20 protein-coding genes and 1 tRNA gene are annotated in these 19,751 nt (G+C 73.0%); 12 read left to right on the top strand and 9 right to left on the bottom strand.

The annotated features are described in order from the left end of the window. The first annotated feature begins 7 nt into the window (after positions 1–7). Positions 8–559 (top strand): 2'-5' RNA ligase family protein, encoded by a 552-nt coding sequence (locus JL106_RS11730; RefSeq protein WP_205260908.1) that lies wholly within the window; start codon positions 8–10, stop codon positions 557–559. Positions 560–580: 21 nt separating this feature from the next. Here JL106_RS11730 and JL106_RS11725 read toward each other — a convergent pair whose 3' ends face one another. Then, positions 581–1,312 (bottom strand): GAF and ANTAR domain-containing protein, encoded by a 732-nt coding sequence (locus JL106_RS11725; RefSeq protein WP_205260907.1) that lies wholly within the window; start codon positions 1,310–1,312, stop codon positions 581–583. 354 nt (positions 1,313–1,666) lie between these two features. On the opposite strand from JL106_RS11725, the gene JL106_RS11720 reads away from it, so the two are divergent. The 3 genes from JL106_RS11720 to JL106_RS11710 are packed head-to-tail and all read left to right on the top strand — an operon-like array spanning position 1,667 to position 5,066. Then, entirely contained in the window at positions 1,667–2,887 is a 1,221-nt protein-coding gene (locus JL106_RS11720; protein ID WP_236007501.1) for an AI-2E family transporter, read from the top strand. Positions 2,888–2,911: 24 nt separating this feature from the next. Then, positions 2,912–3,427: a SixA phosphatase family protein gene (locus tag JL106_RS11715; protein ID WP_205260905.1), complete on the top strand. Its 516-nt coding sequence runs from the start codon at positions 2,912–2,914 to the stop codon at positions 3,425–3,427. Positions 3,428–3,485: 58 nt separating this feature from the next. Beyond that, positions 3,486–5,066, top strand: coding sequence for a CYTH and CHAD domain-containing protein (locus tag JL106_RS11710; RefSeq protein WP_205260904.1), 1,581 nt, complete (start codon positions 3,486–3,488; stop codon positions 5,064–5,066). Between the two features lie 45 nt (positions 5,067–5,111). On the opposite strand, the gene JL106_RS11705 is transcribed toward JL106_RS11710, so the two are convergent. Beyond that, complete coding sequence (locus tag JL106_RS11705; protein WP_205260903.1) at positions 5,112–6,200, bottom strand: NAD-dependent epimerase/dehydratase family protein; 1,089 nt, start codon at positions 6,198–6,200, stop codon at positions 5,112–5,114. 132 nt (positions 6,201–6,332) lie between these two features. Here JL106_RS11705 and JL106_RS11700 point away from each other — a divergent pair, with 132 nt between their 5' ends. Continuing rightward, a complete protein-coding gene (locus tag JL106_RS11700) occupies positions 6,333–7,478 on the top strand; it encodes a pepsin/retropepsin-like aspartic protease family protein (protein ID WP_205260902.1) in 1,146 nt (381 codons plus the stop codon). Between the two features lie 103 nt (positions 7,479–7,581). Here the strand turns inward: JL106_RS11700 and JL106_RS11695 are convergent, their stop codons facing one another. The 6 genes from JL106_RS11695 to JL106_RS11670 all read right to left on the bottom strand — a co-directional run bounded on the left by JL106_RS11695 (position 7,582) and on the right by JL106_RS11670 (position 13,766). Then, the gene (locus JL106_RS11695; RefSeq protein ID WP_205260901.1) at positions 7,582–8,016 is read right to left on the bottom strand and encodes a hypothetical protein; all 435 of its coding nucleotides are present in this window, start codon (positions 8,014–8,016) and stop codon (positions 7,582–7,584) included. A 623-nt stretch (positions 8,017–8,639) separates the two neighbouring features. Next, positions 8,640–9,134 (bottom strand): gluconokinase, encoded by a 495-nt coding sequence (locus JL106_RS11690; protein ID WP_205261016.1) that lies wholly within the window; start codon positions 9,132–9,134, stop codon positions 8,640–8,642. An 84-nt stretch (positions 9,135–9,218) separates the two neighbouring features. After that, the gene (locus tag JL106_RS11685) at positions 9,219–10,058 is read right to left on the bottom strand and encodes an HAD family hydrolase (RefSeq protein ID WP_205260900.1); all 840 of its coding nucleotides are present in this window, start codon (positions 10,056–10,058) and stop codon (positions 9,219–9,221) included. Beyond that, entirely contained in the window at positions 10,055–11,188 is a 1,134-nt protein-coding gene (locus JL106_RS11680; RefSeq protein ID WP_407940155.1) for a cysteine protease StiP family protein, read from the bottom strand. Before JL106_RS11680 ends, JL106_RS11685 begins: the two co-directional genes overlap by 4 nt. 38 nt (positions 11,189–11,226) lie before the next feature. Then, entirely contained in the window at positions 11,227–12,615 is a 1,389-nt protein-coding gene (locus tag JL106_RS11675) for a phosphoribosyltransferase domain-containing protein (protein ID WP_205260898.1), read from the bottom strand. Then, on the bottom strand, positions 12,612–13,766 hold the full coding sequence (locus JL106_RS11670) for an HpcH/HpaI aldolase/citrate lyase family protein (RefSeq protein WP_205260897.1): 1,155 nt from the start codon (positions 13,764–13,766) through the stop codon (positions 12,612–12,614). The genes JL106_RS11675 and JL106_RS11670 overlap by 4 nt, the downstream gene beginning before the upstream one ends. A 444-nt stretch (positions 13,767–14,210) precedes the next feature. Between JL106_RS11670 and JL106_RS11665 the strand changes: the two genes are divergently transcribed. From JL106_RS11665 to JL106_RS11635, 7 genes are all read left to right on the top strand, one after another. Further along, entirely contained in the window at positions 14,211–14,786 is a 576-nt protein-coding gene (locus JL106_RS11665) for a TerD family protein (RefSeq protein WP_205260896.1), read from the top strand. Between the two features lie 152 nt (positions 14,787–14,938). Further along, entirely contained in the window at positions 14,939–16,177 is a 1,239-nt protein-coding gene (locus JL106_RS11660; protein ID WP_205260895.1) for a DUF475 domain-containing protein, read from the top strand. 76 nt (positions 16,178–16,253) lie between these two features. Next, the gene (locus JL106_RS11655) at positions 16,254–16,997 is read left to right on the top strand and encodes a TerD family protein (RefSeq protein WP_205260894.1); all 744 of its coding nucleotides are present in this window, start codon (positions 16,254–16,256) and stop codon (positions 16,995–16,997) included. 102 nt (positions 16,998–17,099) lie between these two features. Continuing rightward, positions 17,100–17,240 carry a hypothetical protein gene (locus JL106_RS11650; RefSeq protein WP_205260893.1) on the top strand — a complete coding sequence of 47 codons (141 nt, stop codon included), beginning with the start codon at positions 17,100–17,102 and terminating at the stop codon, positions 17,238–17,240. Positions 17,241–17,584: 344 nt separating this feature from the next. Next, on the top strand, positions 17,585–18,973 hold the full coding sequence (locus JL106_RS11645; protein WP_205260892.1) for a S8 family serine peptidase: 1,389 nt from the start codon (positions 17,585–17,587) through the stop codon (positions 18,971–18,973). 68 nt (positions 18,974–19,041) lie between these two features. Further along, positions 19,042–19,308: a hypothetical protein gene (locus tag JL106_RS11640; protein WP_205260891.1), complete on the top strand. Its 267-nt coding sequence runs from the start codon at positions 19,042–19,044 to the stop codon at positions 19,306–19,308. Positions 19,309–19,369: 61 nt separating this feature from the next. Further along, a complete protein-coding gene (locus tag JL106_RS11635) occupies positions 19,370–19,564 on the top strand; it encodes a hypothetical protein (RefSeq protein ID WP_205260890.1) in 195 nt (64 codons plus the stop codon). A 109-nt stretch (positions 19,565–19,673) separates the two neighbouring features. Here JL106_RS11635 and JL106_RS11630 read toward each other — a convergent pair. After that, a tRNA-Arg gene (locus tag JL106_RS11630) sits at positions 19,674–19,746 on the bottom strand. Positions 19,747–19,751 lie beyond the last annotated feature (5 nt).

The following is a 19,751-nucleotide window of genomic DNA, read 5'->3' as shown; positions in this document are numbered from 1 at the left end:
TGATCCGATGGTGCAGTCGGTGGAGTTGCTGTTGGACCACGACGCCGACGCGTGGGTGCGCTCCCAGTGGGACACGCTGGCCGCCGCCGGACTGCCCAGCCAGTCCCGGCACACCGGGTCGACCAACCGCCCGCACATCACCCTGGCCGTCGCCCCGGCCCTGGACGACGAGCCCGGATCGCCGCTGGCCGCGGCGCTGACCGCCGCCGTCGCCGACCTGCCGGTGTCCGCCACGTTGGGCGGCGTCGTCGTCTTCGGCGGGACGCGCTGCGTGCTCGCCCGCCTGGTCGTGCCGTCCGCGGCCCTGCTCGCCGTGCACGCCCGGGTCGCGGCCGTGCTGGCCGACGCCGGGGTCCCGGCGGCCGGGCACCTGGCCCCGGACGACTGGACCGCGCACGTCACGCTGGCCCGGCAGTGCCGCCCGGAGCAGGTCGGTCTGGCCTTGCCGCTCGTCGGCGGGTTCGGATCCGTCCCGGCCACCGCGGTGGCGGCCCGGCGCTGGGACGGCGACCGGCGGGTGGCCTGGGCGCTGGACGGTCGGGTCGCGCCACCCAGCTGACGCCGCCGGGCGGCGCGGCCGTCAGGCGAGCAGCCGGCGCGGCAGCAGCACACCGTCCACGATCAGCTGCGCGGTCGCCTCCACCGGGCGTTCCGTGCGGTAGGAGTAGGCCCGCAGCAGGGACAGCGCGCGTGGCGCGGTCAGCTCGAGCGCGACGTTGATGATCCCGGCCGCCTGCACCACCTGGTTGCGGGCCGCGGCCGCCGGATTGCTCAGCCACAGGGACGACCGGCCGACCTCGGCGCTGAGCTCGGCGTCGACCAGCAGCCGGCAGATCTGCTCCGCGACCGTGTTCACCACGGCCAGGTCGAGGGTGTGCAGCGACGCCCCGGTCCCGAACAGGTCGAGCACGCCGATCTGCACCAGGTCGTCGTGCAGCGGCACCGACGCGACGGACCGGAACGCGGTCCGGGCCACCAGGTCGTGGTGGTACTTCGGCCAGTGCTTCGCGATGACCGGCTCGGCGGCGAGCAACGGCTCGCCGAGGGCGTACGCCTCCAGGCACGGCCCGGACCCGAGCGTGAACTGCAGCCGCTCGGCCAGCGCGGCCGACTCGTCGCTCGCCCCCACCGGGATGCGCAGGTCGTCCCCATGCAGGCTGAGGCCGGCGCCCGCCACCGGCAGGGCCCGGGCCGTGGCCACGGCGAGCCGTTCGGGCAGCAGCTCGGGCCGGACCAGCTCGGGGTCGTGCAACTCCGCGACCAGATCGAGGAAGTGTTCCAGCGGACTGTCGTCCTGATCGTTCGTGACCATGCGCGACCTGCTCGGGTCTCGAGACACCGGCCGGGGCCGGCGAAGGCCGCCGGGCTCGGGTCGAACCACGGGGCGGCCGTACGGTAAGTCGTCCACCAGTGAGCCCGCAAACCGGTCGGTGACCCCGTCCGGACGGGCGGTGTCGTCGGACCGAACGCTCCGGCGGCTGGTTGGACGTGGGGGTCAGGGGAACACACGAGCGTCCGATGCCACCGCCCGGGTGGTCACCGGTTCACACTCGGTCATCGGCGGTGCACCGCACCGTCGGATGGCTCGGACAGGAAGGCGTTCATGTTCGGTCGACGCGGCAGTTCCACTCCTGACCGGCCCCGCGCCCGGAAGCAGGACCAGGCCATGGAGGTCCCGCAGGCCGATCCGGCCGCCCGGCACCGGCTCGGCCGGGGCGTCACGGCCGTGTCGACCTGGACGCTCCGGCTGATCATCATCGCGGCCGGGTTGTGGGTACTGGCCTGGCTCATCGGCGAGTTCTGGTCGATCCTGCTGCCGCTGTTCCTGGCCCTGCTGCTGTCCACCGTGCTGTGGCCGCCCGTGCGGTTCCTGCGGCGCTGGCTGCCCGCGTCGCTCGCCGCGCTCATCGGCGTGGTCGGCCTGCTGCTCATCGTGGCCGGGGTGGTCACCCTGATCACCCGGGTGGTCACCGCCCAGGGTCAGGACCTGGCCAACCAGTTCTCCGCCGGTCTGTCCTCGCTGCAGGACTGGCTGGCCGGACCGCCGTTCAACCTGAACGACAACGCGCTCGGCGACCTGGTCAACCAGGGCGTGCAGTGGGTGCAGGCCAACACCCAGACGGTGGCCGGCACCGCGCTGAGCAGCCTGGCCACCGTCGGCTCCATCCTCATCACCCTGGTGCTCGCGCTGGTGCTGGCCTTCTTCATGCTCAAGGACGGGCCCCGGTTCGTGCCGTGGCTGCGCCGCTGGATCGGCCGCGAGGCCGGTGACCACTTCGCCGAGGTCTCGGGCAGGGTCTGGTCGGCGCTGGGCGCCTACATCTGGTCGCAGGCGGCGGTGGCCGCGGTCGACGGCATCTTCATCGGCCTCGGGCTGTGGATCCTGGGTGTGCCGCTGGCCCTGCCGATCGCCGTGCTGACCTTCTTCGGCGGCTTCATCCCGATCGTCGGCGCCTTCGTGGCCGGCGTCGTCGCCGTGCTGGTCGCGCTGGTCACCCAGGGCTTCTGGTCGGCGGTCATCGCACTGGGCATCGTGCTGCTCGTCCAGCAGCTCGAGGGCAACGTGCTGCAACCGTTGCTGGTCAGCCGGACGCTCAAGATCAACGCGGCCGTGGTGCTGGGGAGCGTGTCCCTGGGCGGCACCCTGTTCGGCATCATCGGCGCGTTCCTGTCGGTGCCTGCCGTCGCCGTCGTCATGGTGGTGGCCCAGTACCTGCGCAGCCAGGTCACCCAGAACCGCGAGGAGTCCGAGCGCTTCCCGGAGTTGCCGGAGGAGATTCCGAGCGACCGCAAGGCGCAGCAGAACAACGAGGACTCCGAGACCCAGTACCTGGGCGACGTGGTCGGCGAACGGCGGCCGGATCGGTCCCCGGACGACCGCAGGTAGGCGCCGGTGCGACATGCTGGAGCGGTGACGAACCCAGCTTCCGGCACGCACACCCTGGTGCTGCTGCGGCACGCCAAGTCCGGCTGTCCGCCCGGCGTGGCCGACCACGACCGGCCCCTGGCCGAGCGCGGGCGGCGCGAAGCCCCGCTGGCCGGGCGCTGGCTCGCCGACCGGCTCCCACCTGTCGACGGCATCTTCTGTTCCACCGCGGTACGCACCCGGCAGACACTCGAGGCGACCGGCCTGGTCGCACCCACCGTGTACACCGACGACATCTACGAGGCCGCCCCCGAGACGCTGCTCGAGCTGGTCAACTCGGCCGACGAGACACTGCGCACCCTGCTGCTGGTCGGCCACGCACCGGGCCTCCCGGCCCTGGCCGACCGGCTGGCCGGACCCGACTCGGCCCCCGACGCGCTCGACGCACTGCACACCAAGTTCCCCACGTCGGCGATCGCGGTGCTGACCGTGCCGGGTCGCTGGGCGGACCTGGCCCCGGGTGGCGGGACGCTCACCGCGCTGCACGTCGCGCGCGACTGAAGACCGGCCCGCCGGGCACCGATCTCGGGAGCCCCGTCCATCAGGAGGAGATCACCGCATGTCCCGCTCGTCCGAAGCGCTCGAGATCGAGCGCAAGTTCGAGGTCGCACCCACGACCGCCATGGCCGACCTGGCCGGGGTGCCCGGTGTGCACAGGGTCGAGGTGCTCACGTTCCCGCTGGTCGCCGAGTACTTCGACACCGACGACCTGCGGCTGCTGCGGGCCGGCATCACCCTGCGCCGACGCACGGGCGGCGACGACGACGGCTGGCACCTCAAACTGCCCAAGGGCGCCGACCGCAGCGAGATCGCGCTGCCGCTGGACGCGTCCTCGTCCGAGCTGACCCCGCCCACCGATCTGCTGGACCGGGTCCGGGTGCAGCTGCGTGGCGGATCGGTCGGCCCGGTGGCCACGCTGCGCACCGAGCGGGTGGTCAGCCGGCTGGTCGACGCCGACGGCACCGAGCTGGTCGAGGTGGCCGACGACCGGGTCAGCTCGTCAGCCGGCGCCGACGGCACCGCACACCTCGACCAGTGGCGCGAGTGGGAGGTCGAGCTCAAGGACCCGTCCGGCGAGGACGTGCTGGCCGCGGTGTCCGAGCTGCTGGTCGAGGCCGGCGCGGAGCCGGCCGACCGCCGGGCCAAGCTGGACCGCGCCCTGGCCGACCGCGTCCCCGCACGCCGGCCGAGCGCGTCGGCGCTGGCGGCCGACCTGTCCGCGGATGGTCCGGCCGGCGCCGTGGTGCTCGCCCACCTCGCCGATCAGGCGGAGACGCTGCTGGCCTACGACCCGAAGGTGCGGGCCGACGAGGCGGACAGCATCCACAAGATGCGGGTCGCCACCCGCCGGATGCGCTCGGCCCTGTCGACGTTCCGCCCGCTGCTGGACCGCGCGGTGACCGACCCGATCCGCGACGAGCTCAAGTGGCTCGCGGCCGTGCTCGGCGTGGCCCGGGACGCCGAGGTGCAGCGCGACTTCAGCGCCGGCCTGGTCGCGGCCGAACCGGTCGAGCTGGTCATGGGACCGGTCGCCGCCACGCTGGACCACCACTGGACGTCGGTCTACCAGCAGGCGCACGCCGAGGTGGTCGTCACCCTCGACTCGACGCGGTACTTCACCCTGCTCGATCGGCTCGAGGCGCTGATCACCGAACCGCCCCTGCTGCCGACGGCCGAGCGGCCCGCAGGCCCGGAGCTCACCCGGCTCACCCGCCGCGCCTACCAGCGGCTGGCCGCCGCGGTCGACGAGATCGAGCACCCGCCGGCGGTGCTGCCGCTCGGCGTCACCGAGGCCACCGCCCGGGACCACCACTTCCACGAGGCGCGCAAGGCGGCCAAGCGCCTGCGGTACGCGGCCGAGGCGATCACTCCCGTCCTGGGCGACCGCGCGGAGGCCCTGGCCGCGGCGGCCGAGGACCTGCAGGAGGTGCTCGGCGAGCACCAGGACAGCGTGGTGGCCCGCGAGTGGCTGCGGGAGTTCGCCGTCCAGGCGTTCCTGCGCGGCGAGAACCCCTTCACCTACGGCCGGCTGCACGCCCTGGAGCAGGCCCGGGCGGACCGCGCCGAGACGCTCTTCGAGCCGGCGTGGGCGGCCCTGTCGGCCACGAAGATGCGCGGCTGGCTCAAGGGCAAGCGCTAGTCCGTGGACCCGGCCGGCGCCCTGACGGGTGCCGGCCGGATCCGGTCAGGGCCGTTCGCGACGGGTGAGGGGACCCCGCTGCACCACGGACCGCACCTGGTCGACCAGCGACCGGCGGCGCAGCACCGGGCTCGGCGTGGACGCCTGGGTCTGCATGCCGCTGATCAGCTCGGCCAGCGCCTGCCGGGCGTCGGTCGCGGGCGCCCAGGCGAGTGCACGCCGGGCCCGGGTGGTGTCCAGCAGCGGCACCGAGAAGGCGAGGTCGATCCAACCCGGGTCCAAGGGCTGCAGGTGCACCCGCCAGGACGCGTCGACCACCGTCCGCAGCAGCTTCGTCGGCACCTGCACCGGGTGGGCGCGCAGCACCGCCGCGATGTCGTCCCGGCCGACCGCGGGCTCGGCGGCCAGGTTGAACGCACCACCGGCTCGCCGCCGCACCGCCCGCACGATGGCGTCCGCGACATCGTCGCTGTGCACCATGGGCACGCTCAGCGAGCGGTCCAGCGGCAGCACCGGCAGCAACCGCAGCGCGGCCGGGGGGAACCAGCCGGGCAGGGTGTACCGGACCAGCGCACTGCCGGCGTCCCGCTGCAGCACCAGGCCCGGTCGCATCCGGGTGATGACGGGGCCGTCCGGATGGTCGCGCTCCCAGTCGTCCATCAGCCGCTCGGCCGCCGCCTTGTGCCGGCTGTAGGGCGAGCTCGGCACCCCGGTGGTCGGGTACGACTCGTCGACCCGCTGGCCGCGCTCGGCCGGGGCATAGGCGCCCACCGACGAGAGTTGCACCAGCTGCGGCACTCCCGCGTCGGTCGCCGCGCCCAGGACGACCCGGGTGCCCCCCACGCCGACGCGCTCCAGTTGGTCGACGTCGTGCGACGGCTGGAACCCCCAGGCCAGGTTGACCACCGCATCGGCGCCGGCCAGCGCCGCAGCCAGCCGCGGGCGGGCGTCCGGCGCGGTGACGTCCAGTTCCTCCCAGCTCACCCCGTCGTACGGGGCACCCGTCGCCGGACGGCGCCGGCTCATCCCGACCAGGTGCGGTCGGTCGTTCTCGGACTCGGCCTGCCAGCGACGGAGCAGGGCGGTCCCGATGTTGCCGCTGGCTCCGACGATCACGATGCGGCGTTGGTCCATGGTCCCGGCTGTGCCCGCCGACCTTCGCGGGCAAACCCGGTGCGCGACGTCCGCGACGGTGCGTAGCTGGTGGCTACATTCCGTGAGACACTGCGGCAGACCACGCTCGCGCTGTGACCCCTGGAGCTGCCGATGTCCCGGGCCCGGAACCGCACCGCACCGGCCGTCCTCGCTGCGCTCGTCGTGCTGTTGGCCGGCTGCAGTGACAGCGACACCGCCGGGGACACCAGTACGGAGTCGAGCGCCACGACAGCTGCGGGCACCGGCGGGGACAGCACCGGCGGCGGCACCGGCGGCGGCACCGGCGCGACCGGATCGCCGCTGCTGCCCAGCACGACCTCCCCCGCCAGTGCCTCCAGCACGGTGCCGTCCGGCCCGACCCTGGTGGTGCCGGTCTACACGCAGCCGGGAGACAGCGGCGCGGACAGCATCGTCGTGGTCGACATCAGCGTCGCCGGCGGCGATCCCGTGCCGGTGCAGCTGGACACCGGCTCGACCGGGCTGGTCCTGAACGCGTCCGCCGCCGGCGGCGCCCTGACCGACACCGGCCAGGCCGTGTCGATCCCGTACGTCAGCGGGACGGTGAACGGCACCCTGGCCCAGGGCGTGGTCACCATCGGCGGCGTGGACACCACCGCACCGGTGGACCTGACCGTCGTCCCGTCCGGCGGAACCAGCCCGTTCGCGACCGGCACCGAGGGCATCCTGGGCATCGCCACCGCGAACGGCCCGGAACTGGCGTCCGGACAGCCGTACTCGCCGAGCCTGCAGCTGCCCAGCCAGTACGCCGGCGGCTCCACCCTGCAGATCGCCGCCAGCGGCGCCGGCAGCTGGACCCTCGGCCCGGTCGCCGATCCGGCCGGGGCGGCGCAGATCGCGCTGGAGCCGGTGACCGGGGGCATGGAGACCTACCCGAGCGGCAACCGGGTCTGGGCCAAGGACGTGCAGCTGTGCTGGACGATCGGCAGCGAGCCGCAGCAGTGCGGCCCCACCGATCTCGACCTGGGCAACGGCACCACCGCGATCAACTCGACGACGTTCGCCCGGCTGGACGCGGGCGGCGGCACGGTCGCGGCCGGACAGCCGGTGACGATGACCGGACCCGAGCAGCAGTCGCTGTGGTCGTTCACCACCGGCACCGGGTCCGGCGAGCAGGACCTGAAGCTGGCCGCGCTGGGCTCGGCCACCGAGTTCAACACCGGGATCGAGTACTTCGTCGGCCGCACCATCGCCTGGGACTACGCCGGCGGGCGGCTGCTGATCACCGAGCAGGGCTGAGGACGTCGGCCGACATCGACCGAGCACACGGATCGCAACCATGTGATTCTTTGACAACCCACGCGGAATCACCCCGAAGGAGTGAGCTGCCAACTCGTTCGACTCATGTTCGCTCAGGCACGCTCAGACCGAGCGCATACTCCGGACGTCGAAACGTCCCCGGGGGAATCGTCATGCGTCGAGCCACGTCCATGAAATGCCGATTGTTTGCTGCCGTGAGCATCTTGGTGTTGATAGCCGGGTGCAACGACACCCCCGCCGGCACCTCCGAGTCGCCGGCGTCGAGCTCTGCGAGTGGCGCCGCGACGACGTCTGGATCCGTTACGCCCGCGCTAACGAAGAGCAGCACGCCGTCGACCGTGAGCCCGTCGACGGAGACGCTCACCGTGACGGTCACGTCGACCGCGACGACTCCGCCGTCCACCGCCGACGCCGGAACTTCAACGGCTGCAGAATCAGTCAGCGCGGAGCAGTCCCCGTCCTCGACCGTACCGACCGCCGTGTCCTGCAACGCTGCAGGACACATGGTCATGTCCAACGGAGAGATCTGGGCCGATGACACCTGTCACCGGACCAGTAATGGGGATGGCCTGCCGCCTCGCCCGGCCACTTGCCCCGACGACGACAGCATCTGCTTCGACGACGGTGACAGCTCTCTCACCGAGCAGTCCGAGGCCAATGTCTCGACGAACGATCGAGGCTACGCCTGTACCACGGACGGTGACTGTCGTTGGCCCGGCGGCTCGCAAGTGCCCAACTATCAGCGATGTGGCACCGCCTGCGGAGAGCCCGCGACGTCCGGCGAGACGCAATTCGAATATGGCTGCAAAGAGGGTTGGATCGCAGCCGACCAGTGCGAGGGATTCGAGACGCCTGCGGGATGACCAGCTCGAGCGGCAAACGCAACCACGATGATTGGCGTTGAACGGACCATCCGTGACGAACCCTGCTGACTGCTGAACCGGGGCAGAGCGCGACTCAGCCGGGGGACCCCCGCCGGCGTGCCAACGCGCCGGGTTCCGGAGTTCGCGCCGGGCGAGCGCCGAACTCCGCAATCCCTACCACCTGATGTCGGCGCGGGATCAGATTCCCGTCGCGGCCGCGGCGCACGTCGAGGATCCGGGCATGGGAACCAGGATCGGGCGCCGGCTGCGGCGCGGTTCAGTCGGGGACGGTGATGCCCGCCTGCCGCAGCCCGTCCAACGCGGCGTCGAGTTCCTGCTCCGGGGTGCCGCCGAGCGGGACGATGACGGCCTGTTCGTCGGCGCCGGGCAGTTCGAGGGTGGCCAGCTGGGAGTTCAGCAGCGACAACGGCATGTAGTGCCCGCGGCGGGCGGCGAGCCGGTCGGTGATCTGCTCCCGGCTGCCGTGCAGCAGCACGAACACCACGCCGGACCGGCGCAGCCGGTCCCGGTACACCCGACGCAGCGCCGAGCAGGTGATCACCCCGGACCGGCCGTTGGCCAGCTGATCCTTGATCCACACCGCCACCCGGTCCAGCCACGGCCACCGGTCGTCGTCGGTGAGCGGCTGCCCGGACGACATCTTGGCCACGTTGGCCGGTGGGTGCAGGTCGTCACCCTCCTGGAAGACCCACCCGAACCGCTCGGCCAGCCCGGTCGCCAGGGTGGTCTTGCCGGTCCCGGACACGCCCATGACGACGAGCACGACGGGCCGGGCCGGTGGCTCGGTGGGGACAGGGCGGTCGCTCGGGTCGGTCACGGGTGCTGAGTATCCCGGTCAGCCCACGCCCACCACGGCGGGTCGTGCCGCGTCCACCTCGGCCGCGAACCAGCGCGCGATCTGCTCGCCGGCCAACACCCCCGGCACGTCGGCCATGCTGACCCCGGCCGCGGTCCAGCCCAGCTGGTGCAGCTCGCCGTGCGGCGGGCGCATGGCCGCGTCGGCCATGGTCAGGAACCCGGCGTCCAGCGCCCCGTCGCCGGCGGCGAGGGTCCGGTCGGTCCCGGCCCGGGCGGCCACCTCGGCCAGCGCGCGTTCCTTGGTCAGGGCCAGCGGGATGGCGTAGATCTTGCGGCCCTGCACCGACACCCACCAGCCCCGCTCCCGGCACCAGGCGTCCCAGTCGGCCACGAACCCGTCCGGCACGGTGGACGGCTCGGCCACCAGGTAGCAGAACAGGTCCTCGGCCGTGCGCCGCTTGAGCACCCAGTCGCCGGCGCGGCGGTCGACCTCGGCCACCACCTCGGCCAGCGGTGCGGACGTCTCGGCGAGCCGCCGCCGGACCGCGGCGGCCCAGCCCGCGTCCGGTGCACCGTCCACGACGATCGACCCGCCGTTGCTGGTCACTGCGAAGGCCGGCGCGATGCCGGGGAACCGGACCCGCCGGTACTGCGCGTCGGTGCGGGTGGTGACCGGCACCAGCACGGCGGACCGATGCACCTGCTGCAGCGCCGCGACCGCGGTCGCGGTGCTGAACGACAGCGGCACGCCCTGGTAGACCTCGGTGCAGATCAGGGTGGGGGCGGCCTCGTCCGGGCCGGGCAGCGCCAGCGCGGCCGCCGAGTAGATCATCGTGCGGTCCAGGTCGGTGGCGACCAAGGTGCGGGGCACGCTCATCCCTCCCCACTCACCGTCGGCAGTTGCCGGACCAGCCCGACGCTGCTGTACGGCAGATCGGGCACCACCTCGAGCGGCACGCCTCGGTCGGCCGCCAGCAGCCGCAGGTGGGCCAGGTCCGGATCATCGGGGTCGCGGACCAGGATCCGTTCCGGCACCCGGCGCAGCAACACCCGCGTCGTCTCCCCCACCCCGGGCTTGACGAAGTTGACCGACCCGATGCCGTACTCGTCGGCGATCCGCTCCACCGCCGCCCAGCCCGCGAAGGTCATCGACCGGTCCCCGTGCCGCACCGACTCCAGGTCCGTGACCACGGCCGGGGCGACCGCGTCGAACCGCTCGGCGACGCGGTCCAACAGCCGGTTCGACACGTCCTGGTCGGCCAGCTCGCGGTAGTACTTCGCCCCGTGGAACTGGTCCGGCCGCAGCAGCCGCGGGTTCAGCACCGTCCGCGACACCAGCCCGGACACGGTGGAGTTCAGGCAGGCCGAGGCGATGAGGAAGTCGTCCCGGGTGCCGAAGGTGCGGGCGCAGTGTCCCGGGTCGGCCAGCACGGCCAGGTCGTCGGAGAACACCGGCCCGCCGTCCCGGGCCACCTCGCGCAGCGCCGCGGTCAGCTCCCGGGTGATGGCCCCCTTGCCCGTCCAGCCGTCCACGAACACCACGGAGGCGGGGTCGTGATGGGCGGCCAGGTGGGCCAGCGCGACCCGGTCGATCCCGCGGTCGCGGACGATCGAGACCGCGTAGTGCGGCAGGTCCACCCCGTGCCGCCGCTGCGCCCAGCGGCGCATCAGGATGCCGACCGGCGTCCCGGCCCGGGCCAGCGAGGCCAGCACCGGCGGCCCGGCGGCCGAGCGTTCGGCCAGCACCAGCTCGGTGACCACACCCACGGCCCGGGCCAGCCGGTCCGCGGTGCCGGCCAGCACCGTCTCGAACAGCTCGCGGTAGGCGGCGTCCGGCTGGTACTCCACCGGCAGCGACTCCGCGTAGTGCGCGCGTCCGGACTGCACGGCCGCCTCCCGGGTGGCGATGTCGCCCTCCAGGTCGACGCCGGACAGGTCGGTGAGCAGCCACGCCACCTCGTCGGCGCGGTAGCTGCCGAACCCAGGGCCGGTGAGTGGCGCCGGGATCGCCCCCTCGACGGGTCCGGACGCCGTGGTGGTGACGGTCATCGGGTGGCTCCCCGCTCGAGACGTTCGGCCTGCAGCACCGCCAGCACCACCGGGGCGCCGGTGGCGCCGGCGATCGCCGCTGCGGCCTGGTCGGCCCGGCCGGCGCCGTCGATGGCGTCGACGACCAGCACCACCACGTCGGCCTCGGCGATCCGCTCGTCGGCCGGGCCGGCGTCCCACCCGGCACCGGCGTTGTGCACGTAGCGCGGCACCTCGTCGGCCGGGTCGAACGCCGGCAGCGGGATGGACCGGCGGATCGGGTACCCGGGGCGGTCCACCGCGTGCACCGGCGACCGGGTCGTCGACTGGTACAGCACCCGCAGTCCCGGCTCACCGTCGGACGCCAGCCGTTGGGCCAGCCGCAGCGGCACGTACATCAGCTCCTCACTGCCCAGCACGACCACCGTGTGCGGGGATCCTGGCAGCTCAGTGGGCAGCACCGCCCGCAGTGCCGCAGCGGCCGCCGTCACCGCCTCGTCGGCCACGGCCCGGTGGGCGGCGGTGAAGCCGTGCCGACCGCCCTGCGGCAGTCCGGCCGGCCAGGGCACGGCGACCCGGGTGACCTTGGCCGGCGCCGGCGCCGGCGCCGGCGCGACCGACGGCGAGCCGGCGGCGCCGAGTTCGGCCGCGACCACGTCGACCAGGCCCCGCGGCAGCTCGACCGTGCCCCGGGCCAGGGCCACCACGTCGATGCGGCAGCCGAGCTCGGCAGCCAGCGCGGTGAGCCGGTCCCGGTCGGCCGGCCCGCGCAGGTCGACCAGACCGGCCAGCACGTACCGGGTCCGCGGCCGCAGCCGGTGCAGCTCGCGGATGAGGGCCATCGCGGTCGCCCCGGTGGACAGCTCGTCGTCGACCAGCACCAGCGGGGTCGGGTCCGGCGCCTCGCCGAGGCCGACGAACGGCTCGGCCGGATCCGGACAGAGCAGATGACCGGTGGCGTGCGAGTGGACCTCCTCGAACCCGGCCACGACCGGCACGCCGGTGCGCCGGCGGGTCGAATGCAGGTAGACCGGGGCGTCCAGGGCGTCGGCCACCAGGTGCCCGAGGCTGGTGGCGGTCTCGGCGAAACCCAGCACCACCGGGGCCGGGACGCGCTCCCCGGCGGGTGCGTCGTCGAGCCGATCCGCCACCGCCCGGCCCAACTGCGACCCGGCCTCGATGACCACCCGCGGATCGGTCGGCAGGTGCTTGCCGAGCACCGTCGAGACGAGCAGCTGGGCCCGCTTGGGGTTGCGCCGCAACGCCAGCCGGATCAGCCCGTCGAGCGTGCGTTGCGCCGGCTCGGTCGGCTCGCCGGCCGGCGGCACCGCCCGCACCCGGACGCCGAACCGGTCGGCCACCCAGCTCGGCGCCGGCGCGATGGTCATCCCCCGCAGCTCGCTCACCGGTCCCACTGCGCCGCCAGGATGTCCACGTGACTGACCTCCGGATTGGCCACGCCGAACGCCCGGGAGCGCAGCTGGATCCGCCGTGCCCACGCCGCGTGCGGCCGTGACTCGTTCATCTTGTTGCGGTACTCGGACCGGCTCACCCCGCCGCTGGGCGCTCCCAACACGTCGCGGGCGTCGCTGTACTCCTCGTGGGAGACGACCGACAGCGCGTGCACGGCGGCGACGTGCGCCGGGTGGATGACGGTCTTGCCGCTCAGCCCGTTGACCCGGTCCAGCACGATCTCGCGCATCAGCCCGTCCATGTCGGCCAGCAGCAGCTGCTGGCGCAGCCGGCCGGCGTCCCGGTCCTCGAACGGCGTCTGCCGCAGGGTGGGCCGGAAGATCCGCTCGTGCCCCGGGATGTACTCCCAGACCGGCCCGGTCACCGTGTACCCGGTGCCGTCGGCCCGCCCCAGCTGGTTGACCACATCGCCGATCAGGTCGGCGGCGACCCCGACGTCGTAGACGGTGAGGTCCCGGTCGCGGCGGATGCCGAACAGGCCGCACAGATCGGTGGCGCCGAGCCGCACCGCGAGCACCTGCTGCCGGTGTCGATGCAGCAGCTCCCGGATCCGGGTCAGCTCCTCGTGCCGGGACTCCCGGTACGACACCTGTGGAGTCTCCAGCACCGGCATGGCGAACAGCCGCGCGCCGAGCGTCGTCGACGCCGCCTCGATCGCGGTCAGGAACATCTCGCCGGTGTCGGCGCCGAACTTGGGCAGCACGAACCCGGACAGCACGCCGGCCGACCGGTCCAGTTCCTCCACCAGTGCGGTGACCATCTCCGGGGTCCGCACCCGGACGAACAGCAACGTCTCCGGTGGGTCCTCGTGCAGCTCGGCCAGGGTGTCCCGGGTGCGCACCAGTCCCTCGTCGACGCGCTCGTCGGGCACCGCGTCCTCCAGGTCGATGACCATCGACCGGACGCCGCCTTCGGCCCGCCGGCGGATCACCTCGGCCAGGCCGTCGCGGACCGCCGGGACGTACAGGGTGGCGCCCAGCGCGGCGCCCAGCAGGTCGGGGTCGGAGTGGCGCTCGAACGGCTCGGGTGGGCGGAAGAACAGCACGTCACGGACGGCTGACGGCAGGTGGTCGAAGTGGCGCACCGTTCTCCTCACTCGAGGGAGCTCACTGGGCAGGGCGCGCCGGTGCGCTCGGGGACTGCGGTGGTGCGGGCGGTACGGGCTGGTGCTGGACCGGTGCGGGGCCGGGACGGGTGCGCGCAGCCTGCCGATGATGCGGCACGGGTGGCCGTCCCCGCGCTCGTTTCACCCAACGTTCACGGTGACGTGCTGGAGCGTTGCGGTCGGTGAGCACCCGCCGCGGTGCGCGAGCGCTCAACTCGCCCAGGTGGGTGTCCGGTTCCCACGGCGTGTCGGGAACTCCGGACAGTGCACGGCAGTTGGGTGCTCGGTGCTCCGATCGTGGACCCGGCGACCGGCCGGACCCGCGGGGATCTCCCCGCGGCCCCGTCGCGGCGGAGCGCACCGCTCGTCGGGGCCGGTCGCTAGGCTGCCCGGACGGCTCGTGACCACGGGAGAGGAACTCACATGGGCGTCAGCCTGACCAAGGGTGGCAACGTCTCGCTCAGCAAGGCCGCGCCGGGCCTGCGCTCCGTCCAGGTCGGCCTGGGTTGGGACGTCCGGACCACCACCGGGACCGATTTCGACCTGGACGCCAGCGCGCTGGGTCTGGGCGAGAACAAGCAGATCATCTCCGAGCAGTACTTCGTGTTCTTCAACAACCTCAAGTCGCCCGACGGCGGCATCGAGCATCTGGGCGACAACCTGACCGGCGAGGGCGAGGGCGACGACGAGCAGATCGTGGTGAACCTGGCCGCGCTGCCCGCCGAGGTCTCCTCGGTCGTCTTCCCGGTGTCGATCTACGACGCCGACTCGCGCGGCCAGTCGTTCGGCCAGGTGCGGAACGCGTTCATCCGCGTCGTCAACTCCGACGACAACAACGAGTTGGCCCGTTACGACCTGTCCGAGGACGCCTCCACCGAGACGGCCATGGTCTTCGGCGAGCTCTACCGCAACGGTGCCGAGTGGAAGTTCCGGGCCATCGGCCAGGGGTACGCCACCGGGCTCGCCGGCATCGCCCGCGACTACGGCGTCAGCGTCTGACCGGCCGCCGGGTCCGCTCGCGCTGCGGCTGCGGCACGGCGCGGACCCGGTGATCGCGCCCCGTCCGAACCACGGACGGCTCCGGACCCGGGCCACCCGGTGGTCCACCGATCCGGCAACGTCGCCATCCCCCTCGAGAGGAAAGGCCGTCCGTGCACCTCAGGATCTTTCTCTGGTCCTACATCATCACCGCGATCTCGCTGGTGGTGGCATTCCTCTACGGCAACTGGAACGCCCTGTTCCTGTGCATCATCCTGGGCATCCTGGAAGTCTCGTTGTCCTTCGACAACGCCGTCATCAACGCCACCATCCTCGAGCGGATGAGTGAGTTCTGGCAGAAGATCTTCCTCACCATCGGCATCATCATCGCCGTCTTCGGCATGCGGTTGCTGCTGCCGCTGGTGATCGTCTGGCTGGCCGCGGGCCTGAACCCGATCGACGCGTTCGACCTGGCCATGAACCCGCCCGCCGACGACGCCCCCTACTTCCCGGACGGCAGCCCGTCCTACGAGACGCTGCTGACCGACGCGCACCCGATCATCGCCGGCTTCGGCGGCATGTTCCTGCTCATGCTGTTCCTGAGCTGGGTGTTCGAGGAACGTGAGCACCACTGGCTGGCCTGGCTGGAGCGCCCGCTGGCCAAGGCCGGTCGCCTGGAGTACCTGTCGGTCGTCGTGGCCTCGGTGATCCTGCTGCTGGCTGCTGAGGTCCTGGCCGAGAATCCCGAAGAGGTCCTGATCTCCGGCCTGCTCGGCATGATCGTCTACCTGGCCGTCAACGGCCTGGGCACCCTGTTCGAGACCGCCGGCCAGCACCCCGAGGACGACGCCGACGGTGCCGAGCACCCGCGGGACGCAGTGGCGGCCGCGGCCGGACTCGCCACCGACACCGACACGCACCCGGACAAGCGCGGGCACCGCCAGGAGGTCATCAGCCACGTCGCCGACCCCGAGCGCGAGCCGCGGCGGCCCGGCGGCCCGACCAAGCTGGCCAAGGCCACCGGCAAGGCCGGGTTCTTCCTGTTCCTCTACCTCGAGGTGCTGGACGCGTCGTTCTCCTTCGACGGCGTCATCGGCGCCTTCGCCATCACCAGCGACCCGATCATCATCGCGCTGGGCCTGGGGCTGATCGGCGCCATGTTCGTCCGGTCGCTGACCGTCTACCTGGTCCGCAAGGGCACGCTGGCCGAGTACGTCTACCTCGAGCACGGCGCGCACTGGGCCATCGGCGCGCTGGCCGTGATCCTCATGGTGTCCATCGGCTGGCACGTCAACGAGATCATCACCGGCCTGCTCGGGGTGTTCTTCATCGGCGCCGCCTTCCTCACCAGCATCCGGCGCAACAAGCGACTCCGCGCCGAGGGCAAGGAACCGGCCACCGTCGGCGCCTGACCGCCCCGCCCCCACGGAGCGGGCCCGATCCTCGGGCCCGCTCCGTTCGCGTCCGACCCGTCCCAGGAGGTTCCTGATGGCCATCGACTACACCAAGCGGCCCGGCGCGGCGGCGCCGTCCAGCCAGCCGTCCAGCCAGCCGTCCAGCCAGCCGGCCGCCGCCACCCCGCCGGTCTCCGGCAGTGGCCGCGTGGTGCTGACCAAGTCGGCGCCCCGGGTGTCGCTGTCCAAGCAGGGCAGCGGATCGGGCCGGATCCGGGTCAACCTGAACTGGTCGGCCCGGCCGGACGCCCCCGCGGCGCCGGAGAAGAAGGGCTTCCTGGCCCGACTGAACAAGCTGGCCGAGGCCGGCCGCCCGTCGGGCATCGACCTCGACCTCGGCTGTCTGTTCGAGTTGGCCGACGGCCGCAAGGGCGTCATCCAGGCGCTCGGCAACTCCTTCGGCGCCATCGGCCAGGCGCCGTGGATCGCGCTGGACGGCGACGACCGCTCCGGCGCGGTGACCGGCGGCGAGAACATGACCATCGAACTGGCGACGGGCCGGTTCCGCCGCATCCTGATCTTCGCGATGATCTATGACGGGGTGCCGAACTGGGCCGCCGCGGACGGCGTGGTCACCCTCACCCCCGTCGCCGGCCCACCGGTCGAGGTCCGCCTGGACGCGGCCACCGACTCGAGCCGGATCTGCGCCGTCGCGCAGTTGCTGGACCAGGGCGGCGAGCTGGTCGTGCAGCGCGAGGTCCGGTACGTGGACGGCGGCCAGTCGGCGCTGGACAAGGCGTACGGCTGGGGCATGCAATGGGCTCCGGGGCGCAAGTGACCCGCTGATCGCCCTCCCGGCCGGGAACCGATCGGCGTCTCCGGCGATTGGGCAGTCAGTGCGACACCATCCCGGTCCGTCCGGACCAGTGAGGAGCCACCCATGACCATGGGCGACCGCATCAAGTCGACCGCCACCCTGCAGGCCGACGCCGGCTCGCTGCTCGATGAGCAGCCGGCCGCGCCGATCGACGCGGCCGACACCGTGGACACCCCGGCCGGGCGCGAGACGGCACTCGACTGACGCACGGCGGGAACGCGACGCGGGGGGGGGCCCCCCGGGGTTGGCGCCCCCCCGCCGGCCCCCCAGCCGGGCCCCCGGGGCCCCCCCCCTGGGGCGGGCCCGGGGGGGGCCGCGGGGGGGGGGGGGCCCCCGGGGGGGGCCCCCCCCCCGCGTCGTCCCCCCATGCTGCGCCTCGTTCGCCCCCCAGCGTCCCCAGCGCTCCGTCAACGTACATGCACGCTCTGTGATCACGCAAGCGTGATCTTCACGCACCGTCACCGTCTGGGCTCTGCCCGTGTCGGGTGACTGTCGGGGGTCCGCGCTACAACGGACAGCAGTTCCTGCGACGGAGAGGCGCCACCCCGATGATCGATGCCCCGGACCGCGGCCCCATCGCCACCCGAACCGACCGGTACGTCGTGGTGTTCCGCGACGACGTGCCCGCCCTCGAGATGGACCGCGCCGTGCGCGACCTGCTCGGGCAGCCGGGTCCTGGCGGCGCGGTCGCCCGCGCCGAGGATTTCGCCGACCGGGCGGTGACCGCCGAGGAGGCCGACCGGGCCGCCGCGGTCGTCTTCGACGAACTGGGCGTGGCGGTGATCGCCGCCGACCCCGACCGCTACCCCTCGGTCCAGGCGGCCGTGTCGACCGATCCGCGGATCGTGGTGGTCGAGCCCGAGCTCATCTACACCGTTCTGCCGGGGCAACTGCCCGGTCAGGACACCGGTGTGCAGTTGCCGGCCCAGCCCGGACCGGCGGTACCCCGTCCGGCCGACCCCGCGACGCCGTCGGCGGAGTACCTGCGCGGGTACCGGGACGGTGTGCAGGACCTGGCCCGGCGGCTCGGCCAGGCCGGCGGCTCGGCGATGGACCTCATCGCCCAGGTGTCGTACCAGGACACCGACCAGGCCGCCTGGGGTCTGCACGCCACCGGTGTGCTGACCAGCCCCGCCACCGGCGCCGGCATCCGCATCGCCGTGCTGGACACCGGGTTCGACCTGACCCACCCGGATTTCTCCGGCCGGCCGATCACCGGCCGCTCGTTCGTGCCCGGCGAGGAGGTGCAGGACCGGCACGGGCACGGCACCCACTGCATCGGCACCGCGGCCGGACCGGCCGCACCCGGCCAGGGCCCGCGCTACGGCGTCGCCCCCGAGGCGCAGATCTGGGCCGGGAAGGTGCTGTCCGACAGCGGGTCCGGCACCGACACCAACATCCTGGCCGGGTTGAACTGGGCAGTGGCCGGGGGCTGCGAGGTCATCTCCATGTCCCTCGGCGCCGATCTGGACCAGGTGGTGCAGCGGTACGAGACGGTCGGCCGCCGGGCGTTGGCGGCCGGATCGCTGCTCATCGCGGCGGCCGGCAACAACGCCGCCCGCCGCCGCGGCTCGGTCGGGTTCGTCGGTGTCCCGGCCAACAGTCCGTCGATCATGGCGGTGGGCGCGGTCGACCAGACGTTGGCCGTGGCGGACTTCTCGGCGCGCTCGTCGGCGCTGCCCGGCGGCCAGGTCGACCTGGCCGCACCCGGCGTCGACGTGCTGTCCAGCTGGCCGATGCCCGGGCGGACCCGCAGCATCAGCGGCACCAGCATGGCCACCCCGCACGTGGCCGGGCTGGCCGCGCTCTGGGCGCAGACACGGGGCGACCGTGGGCAGGCCCTCTGGACTACCCTGGTCCAATCCGCGAGCCGACTGGACGCCTCCTCGGCGGACGTGGGCACCGGCCTGGCGCTGGCTCCGCAACGCACCGGCTGACGCGCCCGCGGCTCGGGTGCCTGACGCTCCGCCAGGCACCGGCTGTCCGGGCGAAGAGGGTGGTGGCCATGGCCGCAGCGCACATCTCCACGGCGCACGTGTCGATCACCGTCGCCGACGACCACCTCGACGATCTCGATGGGGTCGCCCAGGCGCTGCGGGAACGCGGCGTGCACGTCGACGAGGTGTTCGGTGCGCTCGGCATCATCGTCGGTTCGGTCCCGGAGACCCGACGGGCGGCGTTGACCCAGCTCCCCGGCATCGCCGCGGTCGACGTCCAGCCGGGCGGTCCGACCCGCTTCACGGTGCCGCCGCCGGACGCGCCCGTCCAGTGAGCGGTGTCGTCCCGCTCACACCGATCTGGAACTCCGGTCACCCGCGGAGTAGCGTTTCGGCATGGCGAACATTGCGATGGGCGATGGCGAAGTCGGCCGTGCGCCGTCCGTGTTCGCGCGCAGCGGTGTGAGTGCTCGTCGGCTCAAGCTCCAGCTCGTGGCCCTGCTGCTGGGCGGCGTCGTGGTAGCCGGCGGTGTGGTCGCCGGCGTCATCGACAACCCGGCACCCGCCCCCGCCGTCGTCACTGCTCCCTGAACGCCGCGCGGGTAGACAGCCGTCAGAGCGTGCCGATTCCGGCCGCGGAACGAAGAAGACCCCGATCGCCGTCGCGATCGGGGTCTCGTCGTTCTGTCTCAACCAGAAGTGCGCCCGGAGGGATTCGAACCCCCAACCTTCTGATCCGTAGTCAGATGCTCTATCCGTTGAGCTACGGGCGCTGGCC

The sequence above is a fragment of the Nakamurella leprariae genome (assembly GCF_016918035.1).
Classification (GTDB): Bacteria; Actinomycetota; Actinomycetes; order Mycobacteriales; family Nakamurellaceae; genus Nakamurella; species Nakamurella leprariae.
Note: the sequence above shows the minus strand (reverse complement) of the source record. Positions and strands in the feature narration are given on the sequence as shown.